The organism is Providencia sp., assembly GCF_003533305.1.
Taxonomy (GTDB): Bacteria; Pseudomonadota; Gammaproteobacteria; order Enterobacterales; family Enterobacteriaceae; genus Providencia.
In genome coordinates, this window is record NZ_DOEH01000023.1 from 374795 (window position 1) to 400741 (window position 25947).

Genomic DNA, 25947 nt, shown 5'->3' on the forward strand with positions numbered 1-25947 from the left:
CGTGATAACGGCACCTTTGCATAGGTTGAAGGTGAAAAATAATCATAAAAATGGCTAAAAACCACGATTTTGATGATACTTTTTCGGTTATGTCATGTTTTTAACTGTTTTGTTATTTAATTTTTAACGATGTTCTTAACTCTATTTTTAACTATGCTGCTCAAACCAGCTTTCGAGAATAACGACAGCAGAAGCTGAGTCCACTTTGCCTTTACTCAATGCGCGATAACCGCCTTGTTCAAATAGCCCTGATTTTGCTTCCACAGTTGATAGCCTTTCATCATGTAATTCAACTTTAACGCCGAATCGCCCATGTATACGATTGGCAAAATTACGCGCTTGGCTAGTGACTAGTTGCTCTGTGCCATCCATATTCAGCGGTAAACCGACTACCACTAATTGTGGTTGCCATTCTTTGAGTAGTTTTTCAATTTGTAACCAGTCAGGTCGACCATCGTGCGCTTTTAATGATGTGAGGGCACGTGCTGTTCCTGTGATCTCTTGGCCAACAGCGACACCAATACTTTTAGTGCCAAAATCAAAGCCAAGTAATGTACGGCTAGACATTATGCATGCCCCGCTTGCATTGATATGGTTTGAATATTAATCCCTAAAAGATTTGCCGCCGCTTTCCAGCGTTCATTAATTGGCGTATGAAAAATTAATTTAGGATCGGCTTCAACGGTGAGCCAACTATTTTCCATAATTTCACTTTCAAGTTGACCAGGTTCCCAACTTGCATAGCCTAGCGCGACTAAAGAATAAGTAGGGCATTGTTCGCTGCCGAGTGTTTCTAAGATATCTTTTGATGTGGTTACCATCACATCGTCGTTCAGATGCAAGCTAGAAGAAAATCCAGAAATCGGGGTATGAAGGATAAATCCATGCTCTTCAGCGACGGGGCCACCGGCAATGACCATTCTTTCTAAATTACGAGTATCAATTTTATCTGAAATAGTAATATCAAGTTTTGTTAGCATGGTACTGACTGAAAAATCTTCAATCGGTTTATTAATAACTAATCCCATCGCGCCGTTTTCGTTATGTTCACACACATAAACCACAGACTGTTCAAAATAGGGATCTGTTAAGGATGGCATAGCAATTAAAAAATGGTTTTGTAGATTCAAACTCAAATTCCCCTCAAATTTTATTTTGTGCAGATTATATTTACGGCTTAACTCGCTTACTTTTAAATAATAGCTTTCAAATAATTTGTTTCAAACAAAGAGTTAAAAGGCCTACAAGAGGCCCTTTAATCAATGACAGAAGGCTTGTTTAGCGAGCTTGCTTTAAACGACGTTCAATGGCATCCATTAGCATGCCTGTAATTGAAATATCAAAAGCAGCTTCAATTTCACGTGCACAGGTTGGACTTGTAACGTTAATTTCAGTCAACCTATCGCCGATGATATCAAGGCCAACAAAAAGCAGACCTTTTTCTTTCAATATTGGCGCAACTGCTCGGGCTATTGCCCAGTCACTTTCACTGAGCGGCCTTGCTTCACCACGTCCACCGGCAGCGAGGTTACCACGAGTTTCACCTTGAGCTGGAATACGCGCTAAGCAGTAAGGAACTGGCTCACCGTCAACAACAAGTACACGCTTATCACCGTCCTTGATAGCAGGAAGGAAATTTTGCGCCATACAAAAGCGAGAGCCATGCTCAGTTAAGGTTTCAATAATAACCCCAACGTTAGGATCGTCCTGTTTTAAACGGAAAATGGAAGCACCACCCATGCCATCAAGGGGTTTAAAAATTACATCCCCGTGTTTTTGATGAAATGCTCTTAGTTGTTTCGCGTTTCGCGTCACTAAGGTATCTGGTGTTAATTCAGGGAACCAAGCCGTAAATAATTTTTCGTTGCAGTCGCGTAAACTTTGCGGTTTATTCGCGACTAAAGCACCGGCTTGCTCCGCTCTTTCCAGAATATAGGTTGCGTAGATAAATTCAGTATCAAACGGTGGGTCTTTACGCATTAAAATCGCATCGAGATCGCCTAAAGCGATATCTTGCTCACTGTGGAATTCATACCATTTGTTTGGGTTTTCTTCGACAGTGATAATTTTAGTTTGTGCGCGCGCTTCGCCCTGATGTAAATAGAGGTCATTCATTTCCATATAATGGATTTCATAACCACGACGTTGAGCTTCTAGCATCATAGCAAAACTAGTGTCTTTCTTGATTTTAATGGACGAAATAGGGTCCATGACTATACCGAGCTTGATCATTTTTTCTCCTTAACCGAGATCACCTAGACGCACTTGAAGCGCGGTGATTGCGGTTAGTGCAGTCGTTTCTGTTCGTAACACTCTAGGTCCTAACAGTATATCGATAAATTGATAATTTGCTGTCATGGCGATTTCGTCTGCTGAAAGGCCGCCTTCGGGGCCAATCAATAGCCTAACTTTTTTTTCTTCTCTTCGCAGGGTATTAATACTTTCTGTTGCGCGAGGATGTAAATTAATTTTTAATGCGCCGTCATCTTCTGCGCACCAAGCCTCAAGGGGTTGTACGGCTCGAATTTCAGGGATTCGATTTCGTCCACATTGTTCACAGGCAGCAATCGCAATTTTTTGCCATTGCTGTAATTTTTTTTCGAGTCTGTCGCCATCAAGGCGTACGCCACAACGCTCAGAAATTAGGGGAGTAATCGTATTTACACCTAATTCAACCGCTTTTTGGATAGTAAACTCCATTTTTTCACCTCGAGACATGACTTGTCCTAGGTGTAAATCAAGAGGAGATTCACGGTCATCCATACAGCTACTTATAACGTGAACGAATACATTCTTTTTAGTCGCTTCAGTAATTTCAGCGCTAAATGTTTGATTACTACCGTCAAAAAGTTCTATTTTTTGACCTGTCGTCATGCGAAGTACCCGTCCCACGTGATTTGCCGCATCATCGCCAAGCGATACCGTGGTATCGATTTGAAGTTGCTCTGGATGATAAATGCGTGGGATGCGCATAATGTTTCCTTAATGATACTGAGTTAATAATTAATATGGCTTTGATGGATATGGAGGCTGAATCTCTAAAAGCAAGGCAATGGTTCTAGTTTATAACGAATAAAAATGGTTTTGTAGTACGTCTGTGCGGTATCTAAAATCACCTTTGTCGGATAAACCGACCTTTAAACTCGGAATTAAGGTGTTGGGATATGTTTTAACTCACAGTATATTAATAAAAACCTCCATAACGGAATAAGGAGATAACATAATTATGCTTTTTCTGGATTCTAATAATGACCTAATTAATTATCACTATTTAGTAACTGAACTATTTACTCTTTTATTTTCGTGTTTTGATCGGATGCTAGATTCAATTCTCTCCATTAACTTATCCTTTCAACGATTGATTTATCCTAAAATAAAATTTTATCACTTTGATTTATATTGTTTTTTGTTGTTTTTCTCTATTATCTCTACCTTTGTGACCAATAAGATTTTAAATTCTCTCCCTGAAAAATATTTTGAGGAAAAGAATATTATTATAAGTAAAGGTTACTGTTTTATTTTCTATATATTTATTGGTTTATTTATTGTTTTTTTATTTAATGATTTATTAGCTATTATATTATTTTTTGGTTTTTTGAACTTAGTTATTCCTTTATTTATTATCGATCTTAAAACAGGTTATTTACCTGACATATTAACGTATCCACTGTTGTGGCTAGGCTTGCTTTATCAAGTTTGGATGCCTCATGGCAATGTGGTTTCTGCTATTTATGCGGTTATTTTAAGTTTTACAATGATGGTTGTGATAACGACATTGGTAGAAAAAATCAAAAAACGACCACAAATGGGGCGAGGGGATTTTAAATTGATAGCCGCTTGTGCTGCATGGCTAGGCATACTTCAACTGCCTTATCTTCTCGGATTGGCTGCATTCTTAGGATTGATACAGTATGGAATAGGGTACTTGAAATTGAAAAATAAACAGGTGGTTAGTATTCCCTTTGGTCCAGCAATTATCCTAAGTGCAAGTTTATGGCTGTATTTATTCAATGCTAATAATATATTGATATAACAGCCATAAATATGATGGTTTAGCTATTAATTCGCCGCAGTAACTAATGAATCTAAAAACTGTTGCCACTTAGTTGAGTCGCCCAAGTAATTTTGCAGTGGTACTTTTAACCATTTATCTTGTTGCTTGATTAACAACGTTGGAAAGCCAGAAGAACTTGATTGGGCCAGTAATTTTTTACTATTTTGAATATGTGCAGCTGTTTCGGCTTGTTCACTCAATACATAGTCTTGCTGGTATTTTTCGCTATCCAAACTTATTTCGTTAGCAATAGCAGACAAAGTTTGGGGCTCTTTAATATGACGACCTGAAATATAATGGGCTTTTTGAATTGCTTTCAACATTTCAACGCCTTTACCCTGCTTAGTAGCGGCTAAAATGGCAGTCTGTGGCGGAGTTGAATCCATCACTAAATTCGGCTCGTGTAACATGTTGATATAGTCATCACCAAAAATTTGTCCAGTCATTGCTGCAATGCGCTTATCTGATTGCATAATATATTGGCGAAACTGATCATCTAAGTGAAGGCGCGAATCACCTGCTAACATGCCGCCACCATGTAACTCAAGCTGGATGTTAGGGTGATTAGCCGCGATTTCAATTAACGGTGCTGCTGCATAACACCAGCCACAGTATGGGTCATAGATATAATGTAAGGTTATTTTATTCATCATTTTTCTCAGCTTAAGTGTTTTGGGTATAGGGCTCAAATAAAGTGTTCAGATAAAAAGATTAAAGTCGTTATTGAAAATTAATTTAGTTTTAGTTGTTTGTTGACAGTTAAAACGGATAGTAACAATAAACGGTAGAAAACAATATATTCCCCATGTTATCTCGTTATTTAACTAAATGTGGCGGTAACCTTAAATCACAAAATTAAATAACCACGTTAAACTATAACGAAAAATAACAGGGGGATAGAAGTTTTATCTTATTGCGGCCACTGCATTTCGCCTTTGATCACTTTAGCACTGAGCTCTAAGCTAGAAACATCATCTAATTTAGGGTAGATAGCTTCCATTTTTTGCGTTAACTCAGTGGAGTCTTTGCTAACCGCAGCTTCAGTTTCAAAAGCATTTAAATATTGTTGAGTAAAAGTGACAGTACCAATATCCATTTTAGATGGGCCAGTAAAATGTCCCGGTACAACCGTTGTCGGTTTTAATGCCTTAATATTTTCGAGTGTTTGCTGCCAGTTTTGGCGTGATTCTTTAGTTTGTGTATCTGCTATCCACACATGAATATTATCTGAAACAACCACACCACCGACCACGGCTTTTAGTGATGGAACCCAAACATAGCTTCTATCAGGAGATGCACCATCGAGGCCTTTTATTTGTAGCTTTTCACCATCAACCGTAAAACTATCGCCTTTGATCACTTCTGGAACAATCACTGTTGTTGGTGCTTCATTTTTCAGTACATCGCCCCAATAGGCTAGCTTACCGTCTTTGGTTGCTTTAATTTCTTCGACTGTTTCAGCCGTTGCGACGACTTTTGCGTCAGGAAATGCTTTGGTGATAGTTTCTAATCCAAAGTAATAATCAGGATCTGAATGGCTAATATAAATAGTGGTTAGTTTTTTATTTAATTTTTTAATTTTATTAACTAACTGTTGTGCATCGTTGTTTTGAAACTGTGCATCAATCAAAACAACTTCATGGTCACCACTAATTATTTCAGATGAAACAGGAAACACACTGTTATTACCGGGGTTATATACATCTAACGTTAAGTTTGCGGCTTGCACAAAAGAAGATGTTGTCACGAGTAAGGTTGCTGTTGCTAAAGTTGATAATTTCATTTTTTTTCCTAGAATCGGGTTAAGTATTCAATATTCGGTTGCTTGGTATGTATATTAAATTGCAATGGTAGGAAGAAAAACAGCATAATCAGTTCATGTTTGTTGCATAAATCGGTCAAATTAAATGGATAGACTCAAAGCAGTTCAGGTATTTATCACGATAGTTGAGCAAGGGAGCCTAAGTGCTACAGCTGATAAGCTGGAGATGTCACGGGCAATGGTAACGCGTTATTTATCCGAAATGGAACAGTGGGCAGGGGTTCGTTTATTAAACCGTACCACTAGAAGGCTGAGTCTGACGTCTGCGGGGGAAGGGGTATATCAGCAATCATTACAGCTTAATGCACTTTCCCAAGCGGTGCCGGTTCAACAAAAACATGATGCGAAAGAGCTTTCAGGCCTAGTGCGTATTAGCTGTTCTCAGTCGATAGCGCAAAGCGCGTTATCTATGGCTATTGCTGAGTTTTTACAGCTTTATCCCAATATGGCAATTGATATGCAAATTTCAAATAAGTCGGTTAATTTGATTGAGGAACGTATTGATTTAGCGATCCGTATTACTAATCAACTTGAGCCAAACTTAATTGCAAGACCGCTTTCCACTTGCCATTCTGTCATTTGTGCTTCTCCTGCATTTTTAAAAGGAAAAAAAATCCCAACTAAGCCAGAAGATTTAACGTTATTGGAGTGCTTAACCTATAGCTTTTTTGGTCGTAGTTTGTGGAGTTTTGAAAAAGAGGGAGAGCCATTTTCGGTTCTTGTGGATGGTCGATTAAGTGCTAATGAGTCTGTTTTTTTGGCTGAGGCGACGTTGAATGGGGCTGGCATTGCCATGCAACCTTATTATTCGGTTGCTAAATATTTAGATACGGGGCAGTTAGTTCAGCTATTACCTGATTATATCCCAATGCCTTTAGGTATTTATGGTGTGTATACTAGCCGCCAGAATATGCCAACCACACTGAGGGCCGTTATTGATTTCCTTGTTAACTGGTTCAATACATCGCCACATTGGCAATCATTGATGCAGCAAGGCCGTCGCTAGATCTGTTTCAATTTGCTTAAATGTTGCGGTTAGGTACTGGGTAAAAATATCCGTAAGTTGTGAATAAGGTCGATGAATCGGTTTAATCAGGCTGACAGTAAACGGAATTGAAAAGCTTAATGGACGAATGACTAATTTTCCCGCTGATTGTTGATGAAAATCGAGTGCAGTCAACGGATTCACAATCGAAATACCAATGCCTTTTAATGCCATCGCACAAATAGACGAAGCCGAATGGGTTTCCATGATCATTTTTCTATCAACTTGTTGCTCGGTAAAGATTGCGTCGATCAGTTGTCGATAACTATCTGTTAATGACAAACTAATAAATCGTTGATGTTGAAAATCTTTTGGCGTCAAGATGCTTTTTTTTTCAAGATGGTGTCCTGCGGGTAATACACAGACTTCATTAAGCGAGCCAAGAGTTTGCTGTTCAGTTCCGGGCGGAGTTTGAAGATGCTCCGTTAATCCAAAATCATAGCGCTGTGCTGATAGCCACTCTTCGAGTAATGGAGATTCTTGTGGGATCACCGTTAAACTGACTTCAGGGTAATTTTCCATAAAAGACTGACAAACTTGTGGAAGCAATGATTGTGCGAAAGCGGGTAGGCAGGTGACAGAAACCTGAGCATGTTCAAAGCGTCGAATTGTTTCTGCGGAATTTTTGATCCGCTCTAAACCATAATAAGAGCGTTCTACCTCTTCAAAAAAGCGTAATCCTTGCACGGTAGGATGTAAACGGCCTTTAACTCGATCAAAGAGCTTGAATTGCAATAAATGTTCAAGGCGAGCAAGTTCTCGGCTGATTGTAGGCTGAGATGTATTGAGCAGCACAGCGGCTTCCGTTAAGTTCGGTGCTGTCATGACTGCTCGAAAAATTTCAATGTGACGCCATGAAATAGTCTGCATTATCACTCTCTCTAAGACGTATATATATCAAATATGAATAGACTCTAGCAAAATAGATATTTTTTTTCCCGTTTTTTCTCTGAATAATAGAGAACAACATAATAATGATATTAAAAAAACTTGCTGACGAGAAAACCATGACTTCATTCGCTACGACCACAAGCCAGTATTTAACACCTGAATATTTACGCGAGCTACCAGTGCAATATGGTACGCCGCTATGGGTTTATGACAGTGCCGTTATTGTTGAACGTATCAAGCAGCTTCAATTATTTGATACTGTTCGGTTTGCACAAAAGGCTTGCTCAAATATTCATATTCTTCGTTTGATGCGTGAGCAAGGCGTTAAAGTTGACTCCGTTTCTTTGGGGGAAATTGAACGTGCGTTAGTTGCGGGGTTTCAAGCAGGAAGAGATAACGCAGAAATTGTGTTTACTGCGGATGTGCTGGATAAAGCAACTTTAATAAAAGTGACTGAGTTAGATATTCCTGTAAATGCCGGCTCTATAGATATGCTTGAGCAAATCGGTGAGCAAAAAGCGGGTCATCCAGTTTGGTTGCGCATTAACCCAGGTTTTGGTCACGGTCATAGTCAAAAAACAAATACTGGTGGCGAGAACAGTAAGCATGGCATCTGGTATCAAGATCTGCCAAAGGCATTAGAAAAAATTCGCCAATACAACTTATCGCTTGTTGGATTACATATGCACATTGGTTCAGGTGTTGATTATCAACATTTGGCTAATGTATGTGATTCGATGGCTGAATTAGTTATTTCTGCGGGTGTTGATATTCAGGCTATTTCAGCTGGTGGTGGTTTATCCACCCCTTACCGTGAAGAAGATGAATTAATTGATGTGCAAAACTATTACAGTTTATGGAATAGCGCACGTCAACGTATTGAACAACATTTAGGTCATTCAATTGAGCTCGAAATTGAACCAGGTCGCTATCTTGTCGCTGAGTCAGGCGTATTATTAGCAGAAGTACGAGCGGTTAAAGATATGGGCAGCCGTCATTATGTGCTGGTGGATAGCGGTTTTAATGATTTGATGCGCCCAGCGATGTACGGCAGCTATCACCATATTTCTGTTTTGCCTGAAAATGGCAATACGGTAGATAGTCGTCAACAAAAAGAAACGATTATTGCAGGGCCTCTTTGTGAATCAGGCGATGTATTCACGCAGCTTGAAGGTGGAATGGTTGAGACGCGTTTACTGCCTGATGTAAACATTGGCGATTATTTGGTATTTCACGATACCGGCGCGTACGGCGCGTCCATGTCCTCTAATTATAATAGCCGCCCTTTATTACCTGAAGTGATGTTTGTGAATGGACAAGCAAAACTGATCCGCCGCCGTCAAACTATTGAAGAATTATTAGCATTAGAATTATAAGAATTAGAATGTAGATTATATTTGTTCTTTTAAAACCAGCGATTAATAATCGCTGGTTTTTTTTGTTTTAAAATATACTGAGGTATGAAAATAACTATTATGGGTTATTTGAAAGTGATTTTTATTAATTCAAGGGCGCTATTTTAATAATTTAAATCATTATTTGGATTCTGATGAAATTATTATCATGGTGGCTTTTATTTTTGGTGTTTGTAATAGTTATGGATTTACCAAAATTGAAAAGAAAGTGAATAACTTTCGATTGCCCTCATATAGAATGTTGAATTTTTCTTTTTCTAAAGTTGAGATTAAATATAATAAAAAATTAATTTCATTACTGGTATTACCTAAAACTCCGAAGGATTTTGTTGAATTGCAAATAAAAGCAAGTAAAGGGGATGCGGCAAGTAACTATCTTTTGTTTTTTTTGTATTATGATGATTCTAATTGCTCTGAAAAAAGTACGATATTACGTAAAAATCCTCATGAAAATTGTCTTATTGCATTAGATTATCTTAATAAGTCAGTTGAACTTAATCCTAAATTTGAAGCCAGTTTATATAAGCTAGCTTATTTTAATCAACAAGGAATTGGTATGGCTGTTGATGTAAAAAAATCAGCTGATTATTACCAACAAGTAGCTATATTAGAAGGGAGTTATCGACATATTGCAATGCGAGAGCTTTCTAATATGTATCTATATGATTTTCAACAGACCGATAAGGCTAAATATTATATTAATCTTTGTGCCAAAGAAGGTGATGAGTTGTGTAAGTTTATGGATTCAAGCTGGGATAGAACATTAAAATATTCGCCTTATATTATTAAAGCAAAAGAGAGAGAAAGGCAAAGCAAGAGTGAGTAAATATTTAAGTTTTAGTATTATTGAATTTTATGATTAAAAAGGGAGCAATTAAGCTCCCTTTTTGTTAATGATTGGTGTTCGTGATTGCTAATGAATCACTTCATTAGGCCGCTTTTTTCTTCTTGGATGCTTGCGCATCTGATGGTTCATCTAATAACTTTTTTTCTGGGATGACTCCCAAATCATTAAAGTCAAACTCATCAACATTAATAGTGCGTAATCTGCTGGCTTCCGCTTTACACAGAATATCCGCTTCTTCTTGAGTGATAACTTTAGTGGTTAACATCTCCTCTGCCAGCTTATCTAAACGAGTGAAGCTAAGTTTACGTTCTTTTAAACGACAAATACGGTCGAAAATAGGTTCTGCGGCAATAATGTCATATAGCGCTTGGTTTACTAAACCATGTGGATTATTTGCTGTTGGCGTCAAGTACTGACCACGCCCTAATCTGTCTCGAGTTTCTGATGGTTCCATAATCAGTTGAGCCAATTTGTGGTCAAGTCTATCAGAAGGCATCGACATAGCACGGCCCGTAGGGAATAACGTAATACGCATTAGCCCAGCAATAACGCGGTTCGGGAAGTTTTTCAGTAAATCGTCAATGGCTTTTTCCGATTGATAGAGACAATCTTCAACTGCCCATTTTACCAAAGGTAAGTCTGCTTTTTGACGGCCTTCATCTTCATAGCGTTTCAGTGTTGCTGACGCGAGGTATAAATGGCTTAAAATATCACCTAATCGTGCTGAAATGCGTTCGCGGCGTTTTAAGCTGCCGCCAAGCACTCCCATCGCAACATCAGATAATAAGGCTAAGTTAGCGCTTTGGCGGTTCAACATTTGATAATAACGACGGGTTTCATCTTTTGTAGGCGCGCTGCTACCACGGCCGTTTGTTAATCCTAACCAGAAGCTACGGAATTGATTACTAATCACATGACCAATGTGACCAAATACCGCTTTATCAAATTTGTGTAGATTGTTGTCTTGTGCTGCTGCCATTTCTTCTAATACATAAGGGTGACAGCGAATAGCTCCCTGCCCAAAGATAATCATGCTGCGGGTCAGAATGTTTGCACCTTCAACCGTAATGGCAATCGGTGCGCCTTGATAAGCGCGAGCAACAAAGTTGGAACTGCCAAGACAGATACCTTTACCTCCAGTGATATCCATTGCATCAATCACAGCACGTTGACCACGGTGGGTACAATGATATTTTACGATAGCGGATAAAACAGCGGGTTTTTCACCTAGCATGATCCCTGAGGTAATTAAGGTTGCTGCTGCATCCATCAAATAGGTATTCCCAGCGATGCGTGCTAAGGGTTCTTCAATCCCTTCCATTTTACCGATAGAGAGCTTGAATTGACGGCGAATGTAAGAATATGCGCCAGTAGCCATTGCAATGCTTTTTAGACTACCAGTTGAATTTGATGGCAGAGTAATACCGCGACCAACAGACAAACATTCAACTAGCATTTTCCAACCTTGTCCGGCCATTTTTGGACCACCAATAATATAATCGATAGGAACAAAAATATCGTTTCCACGGGTTGGACCATTCATAAAAGGTACATTAAGCGGAAAATGGCGGTGACCAATTTCGACACCTGGTGTATTAGTTGGAATTAAAGCACAGGTGATCCCTAAATTTTTCTCGCCACCTAACAGTTTTTCAGGATCAGATAATTTAAAGGCAAGACCAAGAACGGTAGCGATAGGTGCTAAAGTGATATAACGTTTATTCCAAGTTAAGCGCATACCAAGAACTTGTTCGCCTTGCCACTCACCCATACAAACAATTCCTGAATCAGGGATTGCACCCGCATCTGAACCAGCTTCTGGGCTAGTTAATGCAAAGCAGGGGATTTCTTCACCTGTAGCAAGTCCGGGTAAATAACGTTGTTTCTGCTCATCAGTACCATAATGCTGTAATAGCTCACCGGGACCTAAAGAGTTTGGTACGCCGACGGTGATGGCTAAAATGCCGGATACACCTGCAAGTTTTTGTAAAATTTGTGATTGAGCATAGGCAGAAAAATCTAAGCCGCCATATTCTTTTTTGATGATTAAGGCGAAGAAACGGTGATCTCTGAGGTATTGCCATACTTCAGGGGGCAGATCGGCAAGTTCATGACTCACTTCAAAGTCATTGACCATGCCACAAACGGTTTCAACTGGGCCATCAATGAAAGCTTGCTCTTCGGCAGTGAGTTGTGGTTTAGGATAATTATGTAATTTATGCCAATCCGGTGCGCCACGGAATAGGTCACCTTCCCACCAAGTGGTGCCAGCATCAATCGCTTCCTTTTCGGTGCGAGACATTGGAGGCATCACTTTTTGGAACATTTTCATTCCACGGGCAGAGAAGAGTGACTGACGAACAGGTGTAAATACAAAAGGAAAAAGCACAATCGCTACAGGTAGTAACATCCAGTAGCTCCAAATATTTAACACACCCATGATTGCGGTATAAATGAGTAATAATGCGGTACTGAGTACTAAAGATGTTTTGTGGTAGCAAAGAATACCAATTAACGCGAGAAACAAAATTATGCTAAGAAGGGTCATAATGAAACTCCTGTCCACTTGTAAGAGGTCTGACCTGTTTGTTGCTTTAATCTATATCCATTAATAAACAATTAGCAACATATTTACATCTTAATTACAACTTGGCTCACAAAAACATCAAATAACAATTAGTGATAATGTCATTGGGCATGTAATTTTAGATAAGTAGTCGCATTTCTAGACGAGAAAACATTAAATTGGGGGGCTAAGGTCAATACAGCACAATCAAAAGTAGAAACAAAATGTACCCTGTGCAACAATCTGAGTACTAAAGACTTATCTCAATGACCCCTTCGTTAAATTTAAGAGGAAACCTCATGTATCAAGATTTGATCCGTGGTGAGCTATCTGAAGCAGCCGATACGCTGTCAAACTTTTTAAGTGATGATGCAAATATTAAGGCAATTGAACAAGCTGCGGTATTACTAGCCGACTCCTTTAAAGCGGGGGGCAAAGTATTATCATGCGGTAATGGCGGTTCTCATTGTGATGCTATGCATTTTGCAGAGGAATTAACCGGTCGTTATCGTGAAAATCGCCCTGGTTATCCGGCGATTGCTATTTCTGATGTTAGCCATTTATCTTGTGTCAGTAATGACTTTGGTTATGAATTTGTTTTTTCTCGCTTTATTGAAGCAGTTGGAAAAGAGGGGGATGTTTTACTCGGGATTTCAACTTCAGGTAATTCAGGAAACATTATTAAAGCTATCAATGCTGCTCGTGAAAAAGGCATGAAAGTGATTACCTTAACAGGTAAAGATGGCGGAAAAATGGCAGGCAGCGCTGATATTGAAATCCGTGTTCCTCATTTTGGTTACGCAGATCGTATACAAGAAATTCATATCAAAGTTATTCATATCTTAATTCAGCTAATTGAAAAAGAGATGGTGAAATAATTTCTTTCGAGTTTAGGAGTCTTTAAATGTGTGAATTACTTGGTATGAGTGCCAATGTACCAACTGATATTAGTTTCAGTCTTAGTGGTTTGATATCTCGAGGAGGGCAAACGGGTCCTCATAAAGATGGCTGGGGTATCACTTTCTACGAGGGGCTGGGATGTCGCACATTTAAAGATCCGCAACCAAGTTCTGTTTCGCCAGTTGCACGCTTTGTGCAGGAATATCCAATTAAGTCTGAAACTATTGTGGCTCATATTCGCCAAGCAAATCGTGGTGATGTTTCATTAGTGAATACCCACCCGTTTACACGGGAGCTTTGGGGAAGGAACTGGACTTATGCACATAATGGTCAACTTAAAGGCTATCGAACGCTAAAAACAGGGAATTATTGGCCAATTGGTGAAACGGATAGCGAATGGGCATTTTGTTGGATCTTGCATCAGCTCAATGAGAAGTACCCACGCAAGCCATCAAACTGGAAAGCCGTTTTTCGCTTCATTGCTATTCTTGCGGATCAACTTCGCAGCAAGGGGGTGTTTAATATGCTGTTATCAGATGGACAATATTTGATGGCTTTCAGCTCGACAAAATTGCATTGGATTACACGAAAATCACCGTTTGGTAAGGCTAAATTGCTGGATCAAGATATTGAAATTGATTTTCAGCAATGCACGACTCCTACCGATATTGTTTCCGTTATTGCGACTGCGCCGTTAACTGGAAATGAAAGCTGGCAAAAAATTGAGCCTGGTGAATTTGTATTATTTCATCTTGGTCAGCGCATATTGTGATTTAGAGCCTAATAACTTAGTTGGCGTCTCGGGCATATTAAGCACGGCATATTCGCCTAATAATACTGATATTTCCGCGGGCTTGCCTGTGCGATTAAAATAATCATAAGCTGGCTGTAGCTGCTTCCAAAATGTGTAATGACTTGAATTACGATAGCGTTGCATGTTTTCTTTCGTCATTTTGAAAGGATAGATACTGACATCAATAGCGGATTGGCCATTACGTAATGCACGTTCTACAGTCTGATAAATCTCGCCCATATATTCATCTGTCATTGCATAACAGCCTACAGACACACAGTCTCCATGGATCATCAAATAATTGCCATTATATCCTTGAGCCTTATCGAACTCATTAGGAAAGCCAATATTGATAGATCGGTAATACCGACTATTTGGGTTTAACTGTGATGTGGTTATTTGATAAAATCCCTCAGGGCTTTTTAAATCTCCTTCAATCTTTTTTGGACCGAGTCCGCCAGAAAATTTACATATCGGATACGTTTTGGCTAATTTGTACTGGCCGCTAGGCATTTTTTGGTAAAGCTCTAAGATTGCTTCTTGTTTAAATATTTGGATAAAAATTGACGGATCTTGATTGTTTTTCGATTTGTTATTATTCAAAAATGACTGGTTTTCAGCTGGTGTGGCTGTTGAATATAGGAAGGCAAAGGTAATAATTGCACTGATAAAGTTACTTTTTTTCATTCTTAAACCAAATATAAAAGATAGCATTGATTAAAAATAGCACCTGTTTAAAGCATTTTAGGTGGCTAGATAAGAATGTAATATAGCATGTTAATAGTTTTCAATTGAATCTTTATTGTTTGAAAAACAATCAAAGCTCGATAAACATGATGTAATGCATCGTCAATACCGAGTTGTTAAAAATATATTTCAAATGTTATTACGATTTGCTTGAACTATGTCACTTCTATAACCGGACATAGGTCAAGGGAACTGATAAAATTACGACCGGCGAAATAAGAAACTTGAGTAAAAATATTTGAGAATTACGTGCTTAAGTCATTAACGTGACTTGAGTTGTTTTTATTAATGAGTCGCTATCATTCATTGTTGAATCGTTAGCATAGGGTTTAACTAATAAACTTGTGCAGATCTTATGATTAAAATTAAAAAAGGCCTCAACCTTCCTATTGCAGGTGAGCCAGCCCAAGTGATAGAAGACGGCCCGAAAATTCAACACGTAGCTTTGCTAGGTGAAGAATATGTCGGAATGCGTCCTTCGATGCTGGTTAAAGAAGGTGAGCGTGTCATAAAAGGACAGATTCTTTTTGAAGATAAAAAGAATCCAGGCGTGATGTTCACGAGTCCAGCCTGCGGTAAAGTTGTTGCTATTCATCGCGGTGAGCGTCGAGTTCTTCAATCTGTCGTTATTGAAATCGATGGGGATGAGCAAGAAACTTTTACTGCTTATAATCGAGATGAACTTGCAACGATAGAAAGTACAAAGGTTGAAGAAAATCTTTTAAAGTCAGGTTTGTGGACATCTTTACGAACGCGTCCATTTAGTCGCTCTCCACAGCCGGGCTCATCACCTGCTGCTATTTTTGTGACAGCGATGGATACAAATCCTCTCGCGGCAGATCCGATGATTGTTATTCGTGAAAATGAACAAGCATTTAATGATGGGCTGGTGGTGCTTAGTCGTTTAACTGAAGGTAAAGTTCATGTTTGTCATGGAATGGGAGAATTACCAAAAGTTACTTCGAGTTCACAAATTAGCTATACGCAGTTTGTCGGTCCACATCCGGCGGGTTTAGCGGGAACACATATTCATTTTCTTGAGCCTGTGAGTATCAAGAAAAAAGTATGGAGTCTTAATTATCAAGATGTTATCGCGATAGGTAAGTTATTCATTACTGGGTATCTTTATACAGATAGAGTTATTTCTTTAGCAGGACCGCAGGTTGAAAAGCCTCGTTTACTGCGCACTTGTTTAGGTGCAGATCTGTATGAACTCACCAAAGGTCAGCTTAAAGATGGGGAAAACCGTATTATTTCCGGTTCCGTGCTTTGGGGGGTTACCTGTGATGAAACGCATCATTATCTTGGCCGTTTTCATAATCAAGTCTCTGTTTTATCTGAAGGCCGTGATAAGGAACTATTTGGTTGGATCATGCCGGGTGCGGATAAATTTACGATTACACGCACGACTATTGGGCATTTTCTCAAAAATAAGCGCTTTAATTTCACCACAACAATGAATGGCGGTGAGCGTTCAATGGTACCAATTGGTAATTATGAGCGTGTTATGCCACTCGATATCATGATCACCCATCTGCTACGTGATCTCCTTGTTGGGGATACGGACACATCTCAAGAGTTGGGTTGTCTGGAGTTGGATGAAGAGGACTTAGGGCTAAGTACGTATGTATGCCCGGCCAAATATGAATATGGTCCAGTACTTCGTGACGTTCTGACTAAGATTGAGCTAGAAGGGTAATTCCATGGGTCTGAAAAATTTATTTGAAAAGTATGAGCACCATTTTGAACCCGGTGGAAAGTTAGAGAAATACTATGCGTTGTTTGAAGCTGTTTCGACCGTTTTTTACACGCCGGGAACTGTTACTAAGGGTCGTTCTCACGTTCGTGACACCATTGACCTGAAGCGTATGATGATTTTAGTTTGGCTTGCCGTATTCCCTGCGATGTTTTGGGGAATGTATAACGTTGGTAACCAAGCTATTCCTGCATTACATCACCTATATAGTGGCGTTGAGTTGCAGCAAGTGCTTGCCGGTGATTGGCATTACAGTGTTGCTCAATTTTTAGGTGCATCATTGACGCCTGATGCGGGCTGGGGAAGTAAAATGCTGCTTGGTGCAGTGTATTTTCTTCCTGTCTATCTAGTTGTCTTTCTTGTTGGAGGGTTCTGGGAAGTTTTATTTGCCATGATCCGTGGGCATGAAATCAACGAAGGCTTCTTTATTTCCTCAATATTATTTGCGCTAATTGTTCCACCAACCATTCCATTATGGCAGGCGGCGTTAGGGATAACATTTGGTGTTGTGGTTGCGAAAGAAATTTTTGGTGGAACAGGGCGCAATTTCTTAAACCCTGCTTTGGCAGGCCGAGCTTTCCTTTTCTTTGCTTATCCTGCACAGATTTCAGGTGACTTGGTTTGGACTGCGGCTGACGGTTTTTCGGGTGCAACTCCATTATCACAGTGGGCAACTGGCGGTGAACATGCGCTGATGAACACGGTGACAGGTGAACCCATTACTTGGATGCAAGCATTTCTAGGTAACATGCCGGGTTCTATTGGTGAAGTCTCGACATTGATGATTTTCATTGGCGGTGCACTTATTATTTTCTTCCGTATTGCTTCTTGGCGTATCGTTGCTGGAGTGATGTTAGGCATGATTGCCATGTCTTACTTGTTCAATCTAATCGGTTCAGACACCAATCCATTATTTGCTATGCAATGGTGGTGGCATATGGTTTTAGGCGGCTTTGCATTTGGTATGATTTTTATGGCGACAGACCCCGTTTCTGCATCATTTACAGATAAAGGTAAATGGGCATACGGTATTTTGATCGGTGTAATGTGCGTGCTTATCAGGGTTGCGAATCCAGCCTATCCAGAAGGAATGATGCTAGCAATCCTGTTCGCCAATCTGTTTGCTCCTCTGTTTGACTATATGGTCGTTCAAGCAAATATTAAGCGGAGAAAAGCCCGTGGCTAATGAAAAACCAAACAATAAAGATGGTATCGGAAGAACATTTCTAGTCGTTTTCATTTTATGTCTAGTATGTTCTGTCGTGGTAGCCGGTGCTGCTGTTGGGTTAAAACCTCAACAACAAGAACAAATCTTGTTAGATACACAACGTAATATTTTGAGTGTTGCGGGTTTGTTGAAACCAAATATGACTGTTGACGAAATTCAACAAGTTTATCGTGAACGTATTACACCTAAACTTCTGAATTTTAAAACTAATGAGTTATCCGATAGCACTAGCCGATATGATTTGAACAATGAGTTACGCAGTGATGAAACCAGTATTGCACTTTCACCTGCTGAGGATATTGCTAAAATTCGTCGTCGTGCAAAAAGCGCTGAAATTTATCTGGTTAAAGATGAAGCGGGTAAAGTTTCTCAAATCATTTTGCCAGTATATGGTTCAGGTTTATGGTCGGTGATGTACGCATTTGTAGCAGTGGATATTGATGGCGTGACATCTCGCGGTATTACTTACTATGCACATGGTGAAACACCGGGCCTAGGTGGTGAAGTTGATAACAAACAATGGATAGCACAATGGCCAGGTAAAAAATTGTTCAACGAACAAGGTATGCCTGCGATTAAAATCGTGCGTAGTGGTACAACCGATAGCCCATATGGTATTGATGGTCTTTCAGGTGCAACGCTGACATCAAACGGAATTCAACACACATTTGATTTCTGGATGGGTGATAACGGCTTTGGTCCGTTCCTGAAAAAAGTACGAGAAGGAGCGCTGAATAATGGCTGATTCAAAAGAAGTAAAACGCGTCCTACTTGGGCCGTTATTTGATAATAACCCAATTGCATTACAGGTTTTAGGTGTGTGTTCTGCATTAGCTGTTACCACTAAGATGGAAACCGCACTGGTTATGACTATCGCTGTAACCTTGGTTACTGCGTTCTCTAACTTTTTTATCTCACTGATTAGAAATTATATTCCAAGTAGTGTGCGGATTATCGTACAAATGGCAATTATTGCTTCACTGGTAATTGTTGTTGACCAAATTCTACGCGCTTATGCCTATGAGATATCAAAACAGCTTTCTGTCTTTGTTGGTTTGATTATCACCAACTGTATCGTTATGGGACGCGCTGAAGCTTATGCAATGAAAGCGCCACCTATTGAAAGCTTTATGGATGGTATCGGTAACGGCCTTGGTTATGGCGTTATTTTAGTTTTAGTGGGTTTCTTGCGTGAGTTATTTGGCTCAGGAAAACTGTTTGGTATCACGGTATTTGAATCGCTGCAAAATGGTGGTTGGTACATGCCGAACGGCTTGTTCCTTTTAGCGCCAAGTGCGTTCTTTATCATCGGCATGCTGATTTGGGGATTACGAACCTTGAGACCAGCTCAGATAGAGAAGGATTAACCTGATGGAACATTATATTAGCTTGTTTGTTAAAGCCATATTCATTGAAAACATGGCATTAGCGTTCTTTTTAGGTATGTGTACATTCCTTGCGGTATCGAAAAATGTCAAAACAGCTTTTGGTCTTGGAATTGCAGTTACTGTCGTTTTAGGTATCTCTGTGCCTGCAAATAACCTCGTGCTTAATTTAGTATTGCGCGATGGTGCTTTAGTTGAAGGAGTGGATTTATCATTTTTAAATTTCATTACCTTTATCGGGGTGATTGCAGCACTGGTTCAAATTCTCGAAATGATTTTGGATCGCTATTTCCCATCACTGTACAACGCATTGGGTATCTTCTTACCGTTGATTACCGTTAACTGTGCAATTTTTGGTGGTGTATCTTTCATGGCCCAGCGTGATTATAACTTTAGCGAATCCATCGTGTATGGCTTTGGTTCAGGTATTGGCTGGATGTTGGCGATTGTATTAATGGCCGCAATTCGTGAAAAAATGAAATATTCAGATATCCCAGCGGGTCTAAAAGGTTTAGGCATCACCTTTGTGACGACCGGTTTAATGGCATTGGGCTTTATGTCCTTCTCCGGCGTGCAGCTATAAAGGCGAGAAGAATTCATGGAAATTATTATTCTAGGTGTAGTGATGTTCACCCTGATAGTTTTGGTTTTGACAGGTTTGATCCTGTTTGCAAAATCTAAACTTGTCAATACAGGGAACATTAAGGTTGAAGTAAACGGTGACCCAGAGAAAAGTTTTGATGCGCCAGCAGGGGATAAGCTGCTAGGTATGCTGTCAAACCAAGGTATCTTTGTTTCATCGGCTTGTGGTGGTGGCGGTTCATGTGGCCAGTGTCGCGTAGTTATTAAAGAAGGTGGTGGTGATATTCTTCCAACCGAGCTTTCACATATTAACAAACGTGAAGCGAAAGAAGGTTGCCGCTTAGCTTGTCAAGTTAACGTCAAGCAAGACTTAAAAATTGAATTACCTGAAGAAATTTTTGGGGTTAAAAAGTGGGAATGTGAAGTTATCTCTAATGATAATAAAGCCACTTTCATTAAAGAATTGAAACTGAAAATTCCTGATGGGGAAGTGGTACCATTTCGTGCGGGGGGCTTTATTCAAATTGAATGCCCTGCACACGTAGTGAAATACTCAGATTTTGATGTGCCATTAGAGTACCGTGAAGATTGGGATAAATTTAATTTATTCCGCTATGTTTCTGAAGTGAAAGAGCCAACAGTACGTGCTTACTCTATGGCAAACTACCCAGACGAACATGGCATTATCTTGTTGAACGTGCGTATTGCAACACCCCCGCCGCGTAATCCCGATGTTCCACCAGGCATTATGTCCTCTTATATTTGGTCACTAAAACCAGGTGATAAGGTCACTATCTCAGGTCCATTTGGTGAGTTTTTTGCAAAAGAGACTGATGCTGAGATGATTTTTGTGGGTGGTGGCGCCGGTATGGCACCTATGCGTTCTCATATTTTTGATCAACTTCGTCGTTTAAATACTAAACGTAAGATTAGTTTCTGGTATGGGGCTCGTTCTAAACGTGAAATGTTCTACACCGAAGATTTTGATCAATTAGCAGCGGAACATGAAAATTTCACATGGAATGTTGCACTTTCCGATGCTTTACCAGAAGATAATTGGACTGGCTATACTGGATTTATTCATAATGTCCTGTATGAAAATTACCTCAAAGATCACCCAGCGCCAGAAGATTGTGAGTTCTATATGTGTGGACCTCCAATGATGAATGCTGCGGTCATCAAGATGTTAAAAGACCTTGGTGTTGAAGATGATAATATCTTACTGGATGATTTTGGTGGCTAATACTACTAACGCTAAGTAAGTTGCATTGATTGTTCATGTATAGTGGCAGTAAAATCTGAAACAAAGAGGGGAAAACATGTTTTTCCCCTCTTTAAGATTAAAGACCGAAAATCAGTGAATTGATTTTTTATTTATTTTGACTGAAACATTCTCTTTATTTGTAAAAATGTTGATATTGTTAATAGTCTAAGTGTCCACAAATGTGAACATTTACGATTGAAGCAGAGAAAATTATGCTAAACAGAAAGATGATCGCCCCAATACTGTTATTTGCAGCAACTTTATTTTTAACCGCCTGCGGTGGACCTGAACAGCAAAATATTCAGGGACAAACAATGGGGACTTATTATTCTGTTAAGTATGTCTCTGATTCGTCAGAACATTCAACTGAAGCGATTCAATCGGAAATTGATAAGCGTTTGGAAGAAGTTAATGACCAAATGTCAACATACAGACCTGATTCTGAGCTAAGTCGTTTTAATCAATCAAAAACGGTCAACGTACCTTTTCCTGTTTCCGCAGCAACGGCTAAAGTCGTCTCAAAAGCGATTGAAATTAATAAGTTAACCGATGGTTCTTTAGATGTGACGGTCGGCCCTTTAGTGAATTTATGGGGATTTGGACCGGAAGGACGCGTAACAAAAGCACCTACAGATGAAGAGTTAGAAAAGCGTCGGGCATGGGTTGGTATTGAAAAACTGTCTGTACAGGATAATAACCTAATTAAAACCATACCTGAGCTCTATGTAGATTTGTCATCAATAGCTAAAGGTTATGGTGTTGATGTTGTTGCTGAGTATTTAGAATCACTTAATATCAATGATTATATGGTTGATATCGGTGGAGAAGTTCGCACTAAAGGCCATAATGGTAAAGATGCACTTTGGCGGATTGCAATTGAAAAGCCCTCTACTGATGGCGTAAGCCAAACTGCACAAGAAATCATCGAACCAGGAAATCTGTCTATTGCGACTTCTGGTGATTACCGTAATTATTTTGAGCAAGACGGTGTTCGCTTCTCACATACAATTGATCCAAAAACAGGCAAACCAATTGTTCATAACCTCGTTTCGATTACTGTGCTTGCCGATAATTGCATGAGCGCTGATGGGTTATCGACAGGGCTGAATGTGTTAGGTCCAGATGTAGGTTTTGCACTTGCCGAAAAAATGAATATTCCTGTTTTTATGATTGTTAAGACGGATAAAGGGTTTGAAGAGCGTTATACTAAAGCATTCGAACCATTCTTAAAGAAAGACAGTAAATAGGAGGAGAAAGGAATGCTAAATACCTTTATTGCAGCCTTTGTCTTATTTTTATTGGCATTTTTAGGTATGTCACTTGGATATATTATTAAGCGTAAAAGTATTCAAGGGAGTTGCGGTGGGCTAAGCAGCATTGGTGTTGAGAAAGTATGCGATTGCCCAGAGCCTTGTGATGCACGTAAAAAACGGATGGCGCGTGAAGAAGCACGGCAAAAAATGTTAGATAAACATAGAATTATTTAAAGTGATATTTCTCGGTAAGCATACTTATGGAATATGGGTATGCTTATATTTATTAATATCTAATACATTTCTTTCGAACAAGAACCAGATGTAGGGTAAATAATAGACATCTGCTTTGAATTCCCGTTAAAATTAATGGTTACTTTGCCATTGTCGTTATCCTGAATTTGACAAGGCAGATAATCCCCACTACTCCAAAACTGCCCATCTTTAGTGACTATTTTTGCTTTCCATGCCATTTTGTCTTTTAAATCAAAGCTAAAGGTATGGATATCCTTAATAGTTCTTTTATCTGCCAAATTATAAAGAACAAAAACGTTCTCGATGATATTAGAACCTCGTTGATAAAAAATTTCGACTTTCTTTAAATCTTCATTCCAAAAATTCTCAATCGAGATTTGCCCAAGTGATGTAGACATAAATTTAGCCCTTTGATTATTAGATGTAATTAATTATCACATCAATATCTTAGGGTGTAATTAATATTGATTATCATTTGCTAACAACAAAGTATTCATTGAAATGCGTTATGAAATAAAAATGGCTTAATTAATCTATAGCGGGTAACAATATAATTTTGTTATTACATAAATTAGCTTAAGCCAGTTAATAAACTACTGTTTGAAGGCCTTCGGTGAGTCAACCATCACTGCATCTGCACCAATTTCTTTAGCTAATTGATAGTCACTGGCATTGTTTACACCAAATAAAATAATATAGGCGTTCCCTGTTTTTCTAAAACAATCAACCGCTTCTTTATCCCAAGACAGTGTTGCAGGAGAACGGGCTTCACCTAAAGTGTATTTCTCAACAACTTCGACTTTGCGGTGTAATTCAAAGCCATACCAACGAACGGATTGCGTATCTTGAGTGGTAGATTGTTCAGCTGCGACGGGGCACTGATGGTTCATTACACTATTTGCTAATAGGGTACGGGTATCATCACGGCTTTCAAAGGTATTAATTTTTGCCGAAATCTTTGGCAATGCTTTAATGAAATCGTTATTAGTGGAATAGAAGCGAACCTGATTAAATGCATTGGTTTTATTTAATAATGAAAATATCGCTTTTGCTTGGATATCAGGATCTGCATCTGGAGATTTCAAATCGATATAAAAAGGTGTATCTGGATATTTTTTTAAGATAGTTTCTAAAGTAGTAATGGTTGTTTCTTGAGCGGGTAACTGTAAGTTATTTTTTTGATTAAATTGGTGAGCTGCGCTTATTTGGCTGAGTTGTTCGGCAGAATAATTTGAAATTGGCCCTTTTTTATTGGTTAGCGCATCTAAGTCACTTGGTCGATACAGCACCAGCTGATCATCTTTACTGAGTTGTACGGTGAGCCAAATCGCATTGGCTTTATTATCTTTTGCTAAGTTAATTGCATAAAGGGTATTTTCTGGGGCATCAGCAGTTCCGGCTCGGTGTGCCACAATTTGTGGGTTTTGTGCGAATGCACTGTGACTAGCAAGAAGAAATAGACTGATAACCATTCCTTTTTTTATACGTGGTGTTAATTTATTCATTGTGTGTATTTCCTATGATGTTAATTATATCAATATGTTGTGTTAATTTTAATGAATTGTTGTTGTAATACTTTTTTTGTCATTTGTAAGTAGTTCTTCATGAAATTAAGACTAACTTGCAATTGTAATACGATTTTTTAATGGCTCTTCTCATCAAATTATATGGGTGAAGTTTAAGCTAATTGCTAGAATGCATTGATGTACAGGCACTATATACATATGGAAATCGTAGATTCTGGCAGTAATATATTTCAATCGTATGAATAAGTGCGTGACTGAATATTTCAAACGTCATCACACAATGAGGCATGTATATAATTGAATGTTTCATAACTATACTGTATATTTAATCAGTATTTTATGGTGTGAGTGTATTATGCGTAAAATTATTCATATTGATATGGACTGCTTTTATGCAGCGATAGAAATGCGTGATGATCCCTCTTTACGCAATGTGCCTGTCGCTGTGGGAGGAAGTGCGGATCGTCGAGGGGTTATCTGTACGGCAAATTATGAAGCGCGGCGCTTTGGTGTGCATAGTGCTATGTCCACGGCGATTGCGTTACGACTTTGTCCTCATCTTAAAGTTGTTTCAGGGCGAATGTCGTTATATAAAGAGACATCTGTCCGTATTCAGCAAATTTTCGCACGTTACACTGACTTAATTGAACCTCTTTCCCTTGATGAAGCTTACTTAGATGTTACTGATTGCCAACAATTACATGGCTCAGCAACCTTAATCGCAGAAGCTATTCGTCAACAAATTTTTGATGAATTACAACTCACCGCATCTGCGGGTATTGCACCGATAAAATTTTTGGCAAAAATCGCATCTGATCTGAATAAACCGAACGGTCAATACGTGATTAAACCGCAAGATATGGCTGAGTTTGTTTTAACATTGTCACTTAAAAAGATCCCCGGAGTAGGCAAAGTCACGGCTCAAAAATTAGCAGATATGGGATTACATACCTGTGCCGACGTCCAAAAATATGACGTAATCGCATTAATTAAAAACATGGGTAAATTTGGACAATCATTATGGGAGCGTTGTCATGCTATCGATGAGCGCCCAGTGAATCCTGATAGATTACGTAAATCGGTTGGGGTAGAGCGCACATTAGCGCAAGATATTCATCAGTGGGAGGAATGTTTATTGTTGTTGGATAAGCTATACGATGAACTGCAATTGCGCTTAGCAAAAGTAAAACCAGACTTACGTATTGCTCGCCAAGGTGTGAAATTTAAATTCGCTGATTTTCAACAAACAACACAAGAGCATGTTTATCCAATACTTGATAAATCAGATTTAGTTCAAATTGCAAAACAAGTTTGGGAAAATCGTCGGAAAGGTAGGGGAGTCCGGCTAGTGGGGTTGCATGTTATGTTGATAAGTCCTCAGCTCGAACAGCAATTATCCTTCATACTTTGAGCTATAACGTTGTTGGCTTCGCTTAGCTACTCGGGTCACATACTTATGTATTCTCTTTATCCTTCATACTTTGAGCCACAGCGTTGTTGGCTTCGCTCAGCTACTCGGGTCACATACTTATGTATGCTCCCCAAGATATCTTTGCTCGCCGCCTAGCTGTGACTCAAATTATTTTGGATAATATTTCAAAATTCAAAATTCAAAATT

General features: G+C 39.1%; 26 protein-coding genes. 15 read left to right on the forward strand and 11 right to left on the reverse strand.

Annotated features, from left to right (window positions below; genetic code table 11):
* Positions 1 to 147: 147 nt before the first annotated feature.
* From ruvX to rsmE, 4 genes are all read right to left on the reverse strand, one after another.
* Positions 148 to 567 (reverse strand): Holliday junction resolvase RuvX, encoded by a 420-nt coding sequence (gene ruvX / locus DD649_RS16065; RefSeq protein ID WP_294108782.1) that lies wholly within the window; start codon positions 565 to 567, stop codon positions 148 to 150.
* A complete protein-coding gene (locus DD649_RS16070; protein ID WP_294108784.1) occupies positions 567 to 1130 on the reverse strand; it encodes a YqgE/AlgH family protein in 564 nt (187 codons plus the stop codon). Before DD649_RS16070 ends, ruvX begins: the two co-directional genes overlap by 1 nt.
* Before the next feature lie 148 nt (positions 1131 to 1278).
* Positions 1279 to 2232 (reverse strand): glutathione synthase, encoded by a 954-nt coding sequence (gshB, locus tag DD649_RS16075; protein ID WP_294108786.1) that lies wholly within the window; start codon positions 2230 to 2232, stop codon positions 1279 to 1281.
* Between the two features lie 9 nt (positions 2233 to 2241).
* Complete coding sequence (rsmE, locus tag DD649_RS16080; RefSeq protein ID WP_294108788.1) at positions 2242 to 2973, reverse strand: 16S rRNA (uracil(1498)-N(3))-methyltransferase; 732 nt, start codon at positions 2971 to 2973, stop codon at positions 2242 to 2244.
* Between the two features lie 253 nt (positions 2974 to 3226).
* Between rsmE and DD649_RS16085 the strand changes: the two genes are divergently transcribed.
* On the forward strand, positions 3227 to 4033 hold the full coding sequence (locus DD649_RS16085; RefSeq protein ID WP_294108789.1) for an A24 family peptidase: 807 nt from the start codon (positions 3227 to 3229) through the stop codon (positions 4031 to 4033).
* A gap of 26 nt (positions 4034 to 4059) precedes the next feature.
* Here the strand turns inward: DD649_RS16085 and DD649_RS16090 are convergent, their stop codons facing one another.
* Together DD649_RS16090 and DD649_RS16095 are read right to left on the reverse strand one after the other, a co-directional pair.
* Positions 4060 to 4704 carry a DsbA family protein gene (locus DD649_RS16090; protein ID WP_294109172.1) on the reverse strand — a complete coding sequence of 215 codons (645 nt, stop codon included), beginning with the start codon at positions 4702 to 4704 and terminating at the stop codon, positions 4060 to 4062.
* A gap of 260 nt (positions 4705 to 4964) precedes the next feature.
* Positions 4965 to 5837: an MBL fold metallo-hydrolase gene (locus tag DD649_RS16095; protein WP_294108791.1), complete on the reverse strand. Its 873-nt coding sequence runs from the start codon at positions 5835 to 5837 to the stop codon at positions 4965 to 4967.
* Between the two features lie 124 nt (positions 5838 to 5961).
* On the opposite strand from DD649_RS16095, the gene DD649_RS16100 reads away from it, so the two are divergent.
* The gene (locus tag DD649_RS16100) at positions 5962 to 6882 is read left to right on the forward strand and encodes a LysR family transcriptional regulator (RefSeq protein ID WP_294108793.1); all 921 of its coding nucleotides are present in this window, start codon (positions 5962 to 5964) and stop codon (positions 6880 to 6882) included.
* Here the strand turns inward: DD649_RS16100 and DD649_RS16105 are convergent.
* On the reverse strand, positions 6856 to 7791 hold the full coding sequence (locus DD649_RS16105) for a LysR family transcriptional regulator (protein WP_336430958.1): 936 nt from the start codon (positions 7789 to 7791) through the stop codon (positions 6856 to 6858). The two genes, DD649_RS16100 and DD649_RS16105, sit on opposite strands and share 27 nt — an antisense overlap.
* Positions 7792 to 7928: 137 nt before the next feature.
* Here DD649_RS16105 and lysA point away from each other — a divergent pair, with 137 nt between their 5' ends.
* Positions 7929 to 9188 carry a diaminopimelate decarboxylase gene (gene lysA / locus DD649_RS16110; RefSeq protein ID WP_294108795.1) on the forward strand — a complete coding sequence of 420 codons (1260 nt, stop codon included), beginning with the start codon at positions 7929 to 7931 and terminating at the stop codon, positions 9186 to 9188.
* Positions 9189 to 9375: 187 nt separating this feature from the next.
* Entirely contained in the window at positions 9376 to 10053 is a 678-nt protein-coding gene (locus tag DD649_RS16115; protein WP_294108797.1) for a hypothetical protein, read from the forward strand.
* A gap of 103 nt (positions 10054 to 10156) precedes the next feature.
* On the opposite strand, the gene fadE is transcribed toward DD649_RS16115, so the two are convergent.
* Positions 10157 to 12622 carry an acyl-CoA dehydrogenase FadE gene (fadE, locus tag DD649_RS16120; RefSeq protein ID WP_294108798.1) on the reverse strand — a complete coding sequence of 822 codons (2466 nt, stop codon included), beginning with the start codon at positions 12620 to 12622 and terminating at the stop codon, positions 10157 to 10159.
* A 317-nt stretch (positions 12623 to 12939) separates the two neighbouring features.
* Here fadE and lpcA point away from each other — a divergent pair, with 317 nt between their 5' ends.
* Entirely contained in the window at positions 12940 to 13518 is a 579-nt protein-coding gene (gene lpcA, locus DD649_RS16125) for a D-sedoheptulose 7-phosphate isomerase (RefSeq protein ID WP_294108800.1), read from the forward strand.
* 26 nt (positions 13519 to 13544) lie between these two features.
* On the forward strand, positions 13545 to 14312 hold the full coding sequence (locus DD649_RS16130; protein WP_336430959.1) for a class II glutamine amidotransferase: 768 nt from the start codon (positions 13545 to 13547) through the stop codon (positions 14310 to 14312).
* Here the strand turns inward: DD649_RS16130 and DD649_RS16135 are convergent.
* Complete coding sequence (locus DD649_RS16135; RefSeq protein ID WP_294108804.1) at positions 14283 to 15020, reverse strand: murein L,D-transpeptidase family protein; 738 nt, start codon at positions 15018 to 15020, stop codon at positions 14283 to 14285. The genes DD649_RS16130 and DD649_RS16135 overlap by 30 nt on opposite strands.
* A 415-nt stretch (positions 15021 to 15435) precedes the next feature.
* Between DD649_RS16135 and DD649_RS16140 the strand changes: the two genes are divergently transcribed.
* From DD649_RS16140 to nqrM, 8 genes are all read left to right on the forward strand, one after another.
* Positions 15436 to 16779, forward strand: a complete 1344-nt coding sequence (locus DD649_RS16140; protein ID WP_294108806.1) for a Na(+)-translocating NADH-quinone reductase subunit A — start codon at positions 15436 to 15438, stop codon at positions 16777 to 16779.
* A 4-nt stretch (positions 16780 to 16783) separates the two neighbouring features.
* Positions 16784 to 18022 (forward strand): NADH:ubiquinone reductase (Na(+)-transporting) subunit B, encoded by a 1239-nt coding sequence (locus DD649_RS16145; RefSeq protein ID WP_294108807.1) that lies wholly within the window; start codon positions 16784 to 16786, stop codon positions 18020 to 18022.
* The gene (locus DD649_RS16150) at positions 18015 to 18809 is read left to right on the forward strand and encodes a Na(+)-translocating NADH-quinone reductase subunit C (protein ID WP_336430960.1); all 795 of its coding nucleotides are present in this window, start codon (positions 18015 to 18017) and stop codon (positions 18807 to 18809) included. The genes DD649_RS16145 and DD649_RS16150 overlap by 8 nt, the downstream gene beginning before the upstream one ends.
* The gene (locus DD649_RS16155; RefSeq protein ID WP_294108810.1) at positions 18802 to 19431 is read left to right on the forward strand and encodes an NADH:ubiquinone reductase (Na(+)-transporting) subunit D; all 630 of its coding nucleotides are present in this window, start codon (positions 18802 to 18804) and stop codon (positions 19429 to 19431) included. Before DD649_RS16150 ends, DD649_RS16155 begins: the two co-directional genes overlap by 8 nt.
* Before the next feature lie 4 nt (positions 19432 to 19435).
* Positions 19436 to 20032 (forward strand): NADH:ubiquinone reductase (Na(+)-transporting) subunit E, encoded by a 597-nt coding sequence (gene nqrE, locus DD649_RS16160; protein WP_294108812.1) that lies wholly within the window; start codon positions 19436 to 19438, stop codon positions 20030 to 20032.
* A gap of 15 nt (positions 20033 to 20047) precedes the next feature.
* Positions 20048 to 21274 carry an NADH:ubiquinone reductase (Na(+)-transporting) subunit F gene (gene nqrF / locus DD649_RS16165; protein WP_294108814.1) on the forward strand — a complete coding sequence of 409 codons (1227 nt, stop codon included), beginning with the start codon at positions 20048 to 20050 and terminating at the stop codon, positions 21272 to 21274.
* Positions 21275 to 21507: 233 nt separating this feature from the next.
* A complete protein-coding gene (locus DD649_RS16170) occupies positions 21508 to 22542 on the forward strand; it encodes an FAD:protein FMN transferase (RefSeq protein WP_294108816.1) in 1035 nt (344 codons plus the stop codon).
* Positions 22543 to 22554: 12 nt separating this feature from the next.
* Positions 22555 to 22782, forward strand: coding sequence for a (Na+)-NQR maturation NqrM (gene nqrM / locus DD649_RS16175; protein WP_294108818.1), 228 nt, complete (start codon positions 22555 to 22557; stop codon positions 22780 to 22782).
* A gap of 59 nt (positions 22783 to 22841) precedes the next feature.
* Here nqrM and DD649_RS16180 read toward each other — a convergent pair whose 3' ends face one another.
* Together DD649_RS16180 and DD649_RS16185 are read right to left on the reverse strand one after the other, a co-directional pair.
* The gene (locus tag DD649_RS16180; protein WP_294108820.1) at positions 22842 to 23201 is read right to left on the reverse strand and encodes a hypothetical protein; all 360 of its coding nucleotides are present in this window, start codon (positions 23199 to 23201) and stop codon (positions 22842 to 22844) included.
* Positions 23202 to 23396: 195 nt separating this feature from the next.
* Positions 23397 to 24308, reverse strand: a complete 912-nt coding sequence (locus tag DD649_RS16185; RefSeq protein ID WP_294108822.1) for a glycerophosphodiester phosphodiesterase family protein — start codon at positions 24306 to 24308, stop codon at positions 23397 to 23399.
* Between the two features lie 376 nt (positions 24309 to 24684).
* Between DD649_RS16185 and dinB the strand changes: the two genes are divergently transcribed.
* Complete coding sequence (gene dinB / locus DD649_RS16190) at positions 24685 to 25740, forward strand: DNA polymerase IV (RefSeq protein WP_336430961.1); 1056 nt, start codon at positions 24685 to 24687, stop codon at positions 25738 to 25740.
* Positions 25741 to 25947: the final 207 nt, after the last annotated feature.

Excerpts from the sequence above, each read along its gene's own strand:
- DD649_RS16085 (WP_294108789.1), top strand. The coding sequence starts at position 3,227 with ATGCTTTTTCTGGATTCTAATAATGACCTAATTAATTATCACTATTTA.
- nqrM (WP_294108818.1), top strand. The coding sequence starts at position 22,555 with ATGCTAAATACCTTTATTGCAGCCTTTGTCTTATTTTTATTGGCATTT.
- dinB (WP_336430961.1), top strand. The coding sequence starts at position 24,685 with ATGCGTAAAATTATTCATATTGATATGGACTGCTTTTATGCAGCGATA.
- DD649_RS16100 (WP_294108793.1), top strand. The coding sequence starts at position 5,962 with ATGGATAGACTCAAAGCAGTTCAGGTATTTATCACGATAGTTGAGCAA.
- nqrE (WP_294108812.1), top strand. The coding sequence starts at position 19,436 with ATGGAACATTATATTAGCTTGTTTGTTAAAGCCATATTCATTGAAAAC.
- lysA (WP_294108795.1), top strand. The coding sequence starts at position 7,929 with ATGACTTCATTCGCTACGACCACAAGCCAGTATTTAACACCTGAATAT.
- nqrF (WP_294108814.1), top strand. The coding sequence starts at position 20,048 with ATGGAAATTATTATTCTAGGTGTAGTGATGTTCACCCTGATAGTTTTG.
- DD649_RS16170 (WP_294108816.1), top strand. The coding sequence starts at position 21,508 with ATGCTAAACAGAAAGATGATCGCCCCAATACTGTTATTTGCAGCAACT.
- DD649_RS16135 (WP_294108804.1), bottom strand. The coding sequence starts at position 15,020 with ATGAAAAAAAGTAACTTTATCAGTGCAATTATTACCTTTGCCTTCCTA.
- DD649_RS16155 (WP_294108810.1), top strand. The coding sequence starts at position 18,802 with ATGGCTGATTCAAAAGAAGTAAAACGCGTCCTACTTGGGCCGTTATTT.
- ruvX (WP_294108782.1), bottom strand. The coding sequence starts at position 567 with ATGTCTAGCCGTACATTACTTGGCTTTGATTTTGGCACTAAAAGTATT.
- rsmE (WP_294108788.1), bottom strand. The coding sequence starts at position 2,973 with ATGCGCATCCCACGCATTTATCATCCAGAGCAACTTCAAATCGATACC.
- DD649_RS16115 (WP_294108797.1), top strand. The coding sequence starts at position 9,376 with ATGGTGGCTTTTATTTTTGGTGTTTGTAATAGTTATGGATTTACCAAA.
- fadE (WP_294108798.1), bottom strand. The coding sequence starts at position 12,622 with ATGACCCTTCTTAGCATAATTTTGTTTCTCGCGTTAATTGGTATTCTT.
- DD649_RS16095 (WP_294108791.1), bottom strand. The coding sequence starts at position 5,837 with ATGAAATTATCAACTTTAGCAACAGCAACCTTACTCGTGACAACATCT.
- DD649_RS16090 (WP_294109172.1), bottom strand. The coding sequence starts at position 4,704 with ATGAATAAAATAACCTTACATTATATCTATGACCCATACTGTGGCTGG.
- DD649_RS16130 (WP_336430959.1), top strand. The coding sequence starts at position 13,545 with ATGTGTGAATTACTTGGTATGAGTGCCAATGTACCAACTGATATTAGT.
- DD649_RS16180 (WP_294108820.1), bottom strand. The coding sequence starts at position 23,201 with ATGTCTACATCACTTGGGCAAATCTCGATTGAGAATTTTTGGAATGAA.
- lpcA (WP_294108800.1), top strand. The coding sequence starts at position 12,940 with ATGTATCAAGATTTGATCCGTGGTGAGCTATCTGAAGCAGCCGATACG.
- DD649_RS16185 (WP_294108822.1), bottom strand. The coding sequence starts at position 24,308 with ATGAATAAATTAACACCACGTATAAAAAAAGGAATGGTTATCAGTCTA.
- gshB (WP_294108786.1), bottom strand. The coding sequence starts at position 2,232 with ATGATCAAGCTCGGTATAGTCATGGACCCTATTTCGTCCATTAAAATC.
- DD649_RS16105 (WP_336430958.1), bottom strand. The coding sequence starts at position 7,791 with ATGCAGACTATTTCATGGCGTCACATTGAAATTTTTCGAGCAGTCATG.
- DD649_RS16140 (WP_294108806.1), top strand. The coding sequence starts at position 15,436 with ATGATTAAAATTAAAAAAGGCCTCAACCTTCCTATTGCAGGTGAGCCA.
- DD649_RS16145 (WP_294108807.1), top strand. The coding sequence starts at position 16,784 with ATGGGTCTGAAAAATTTATTTGAAAAGTATGAGCACCATTTTGAACCC.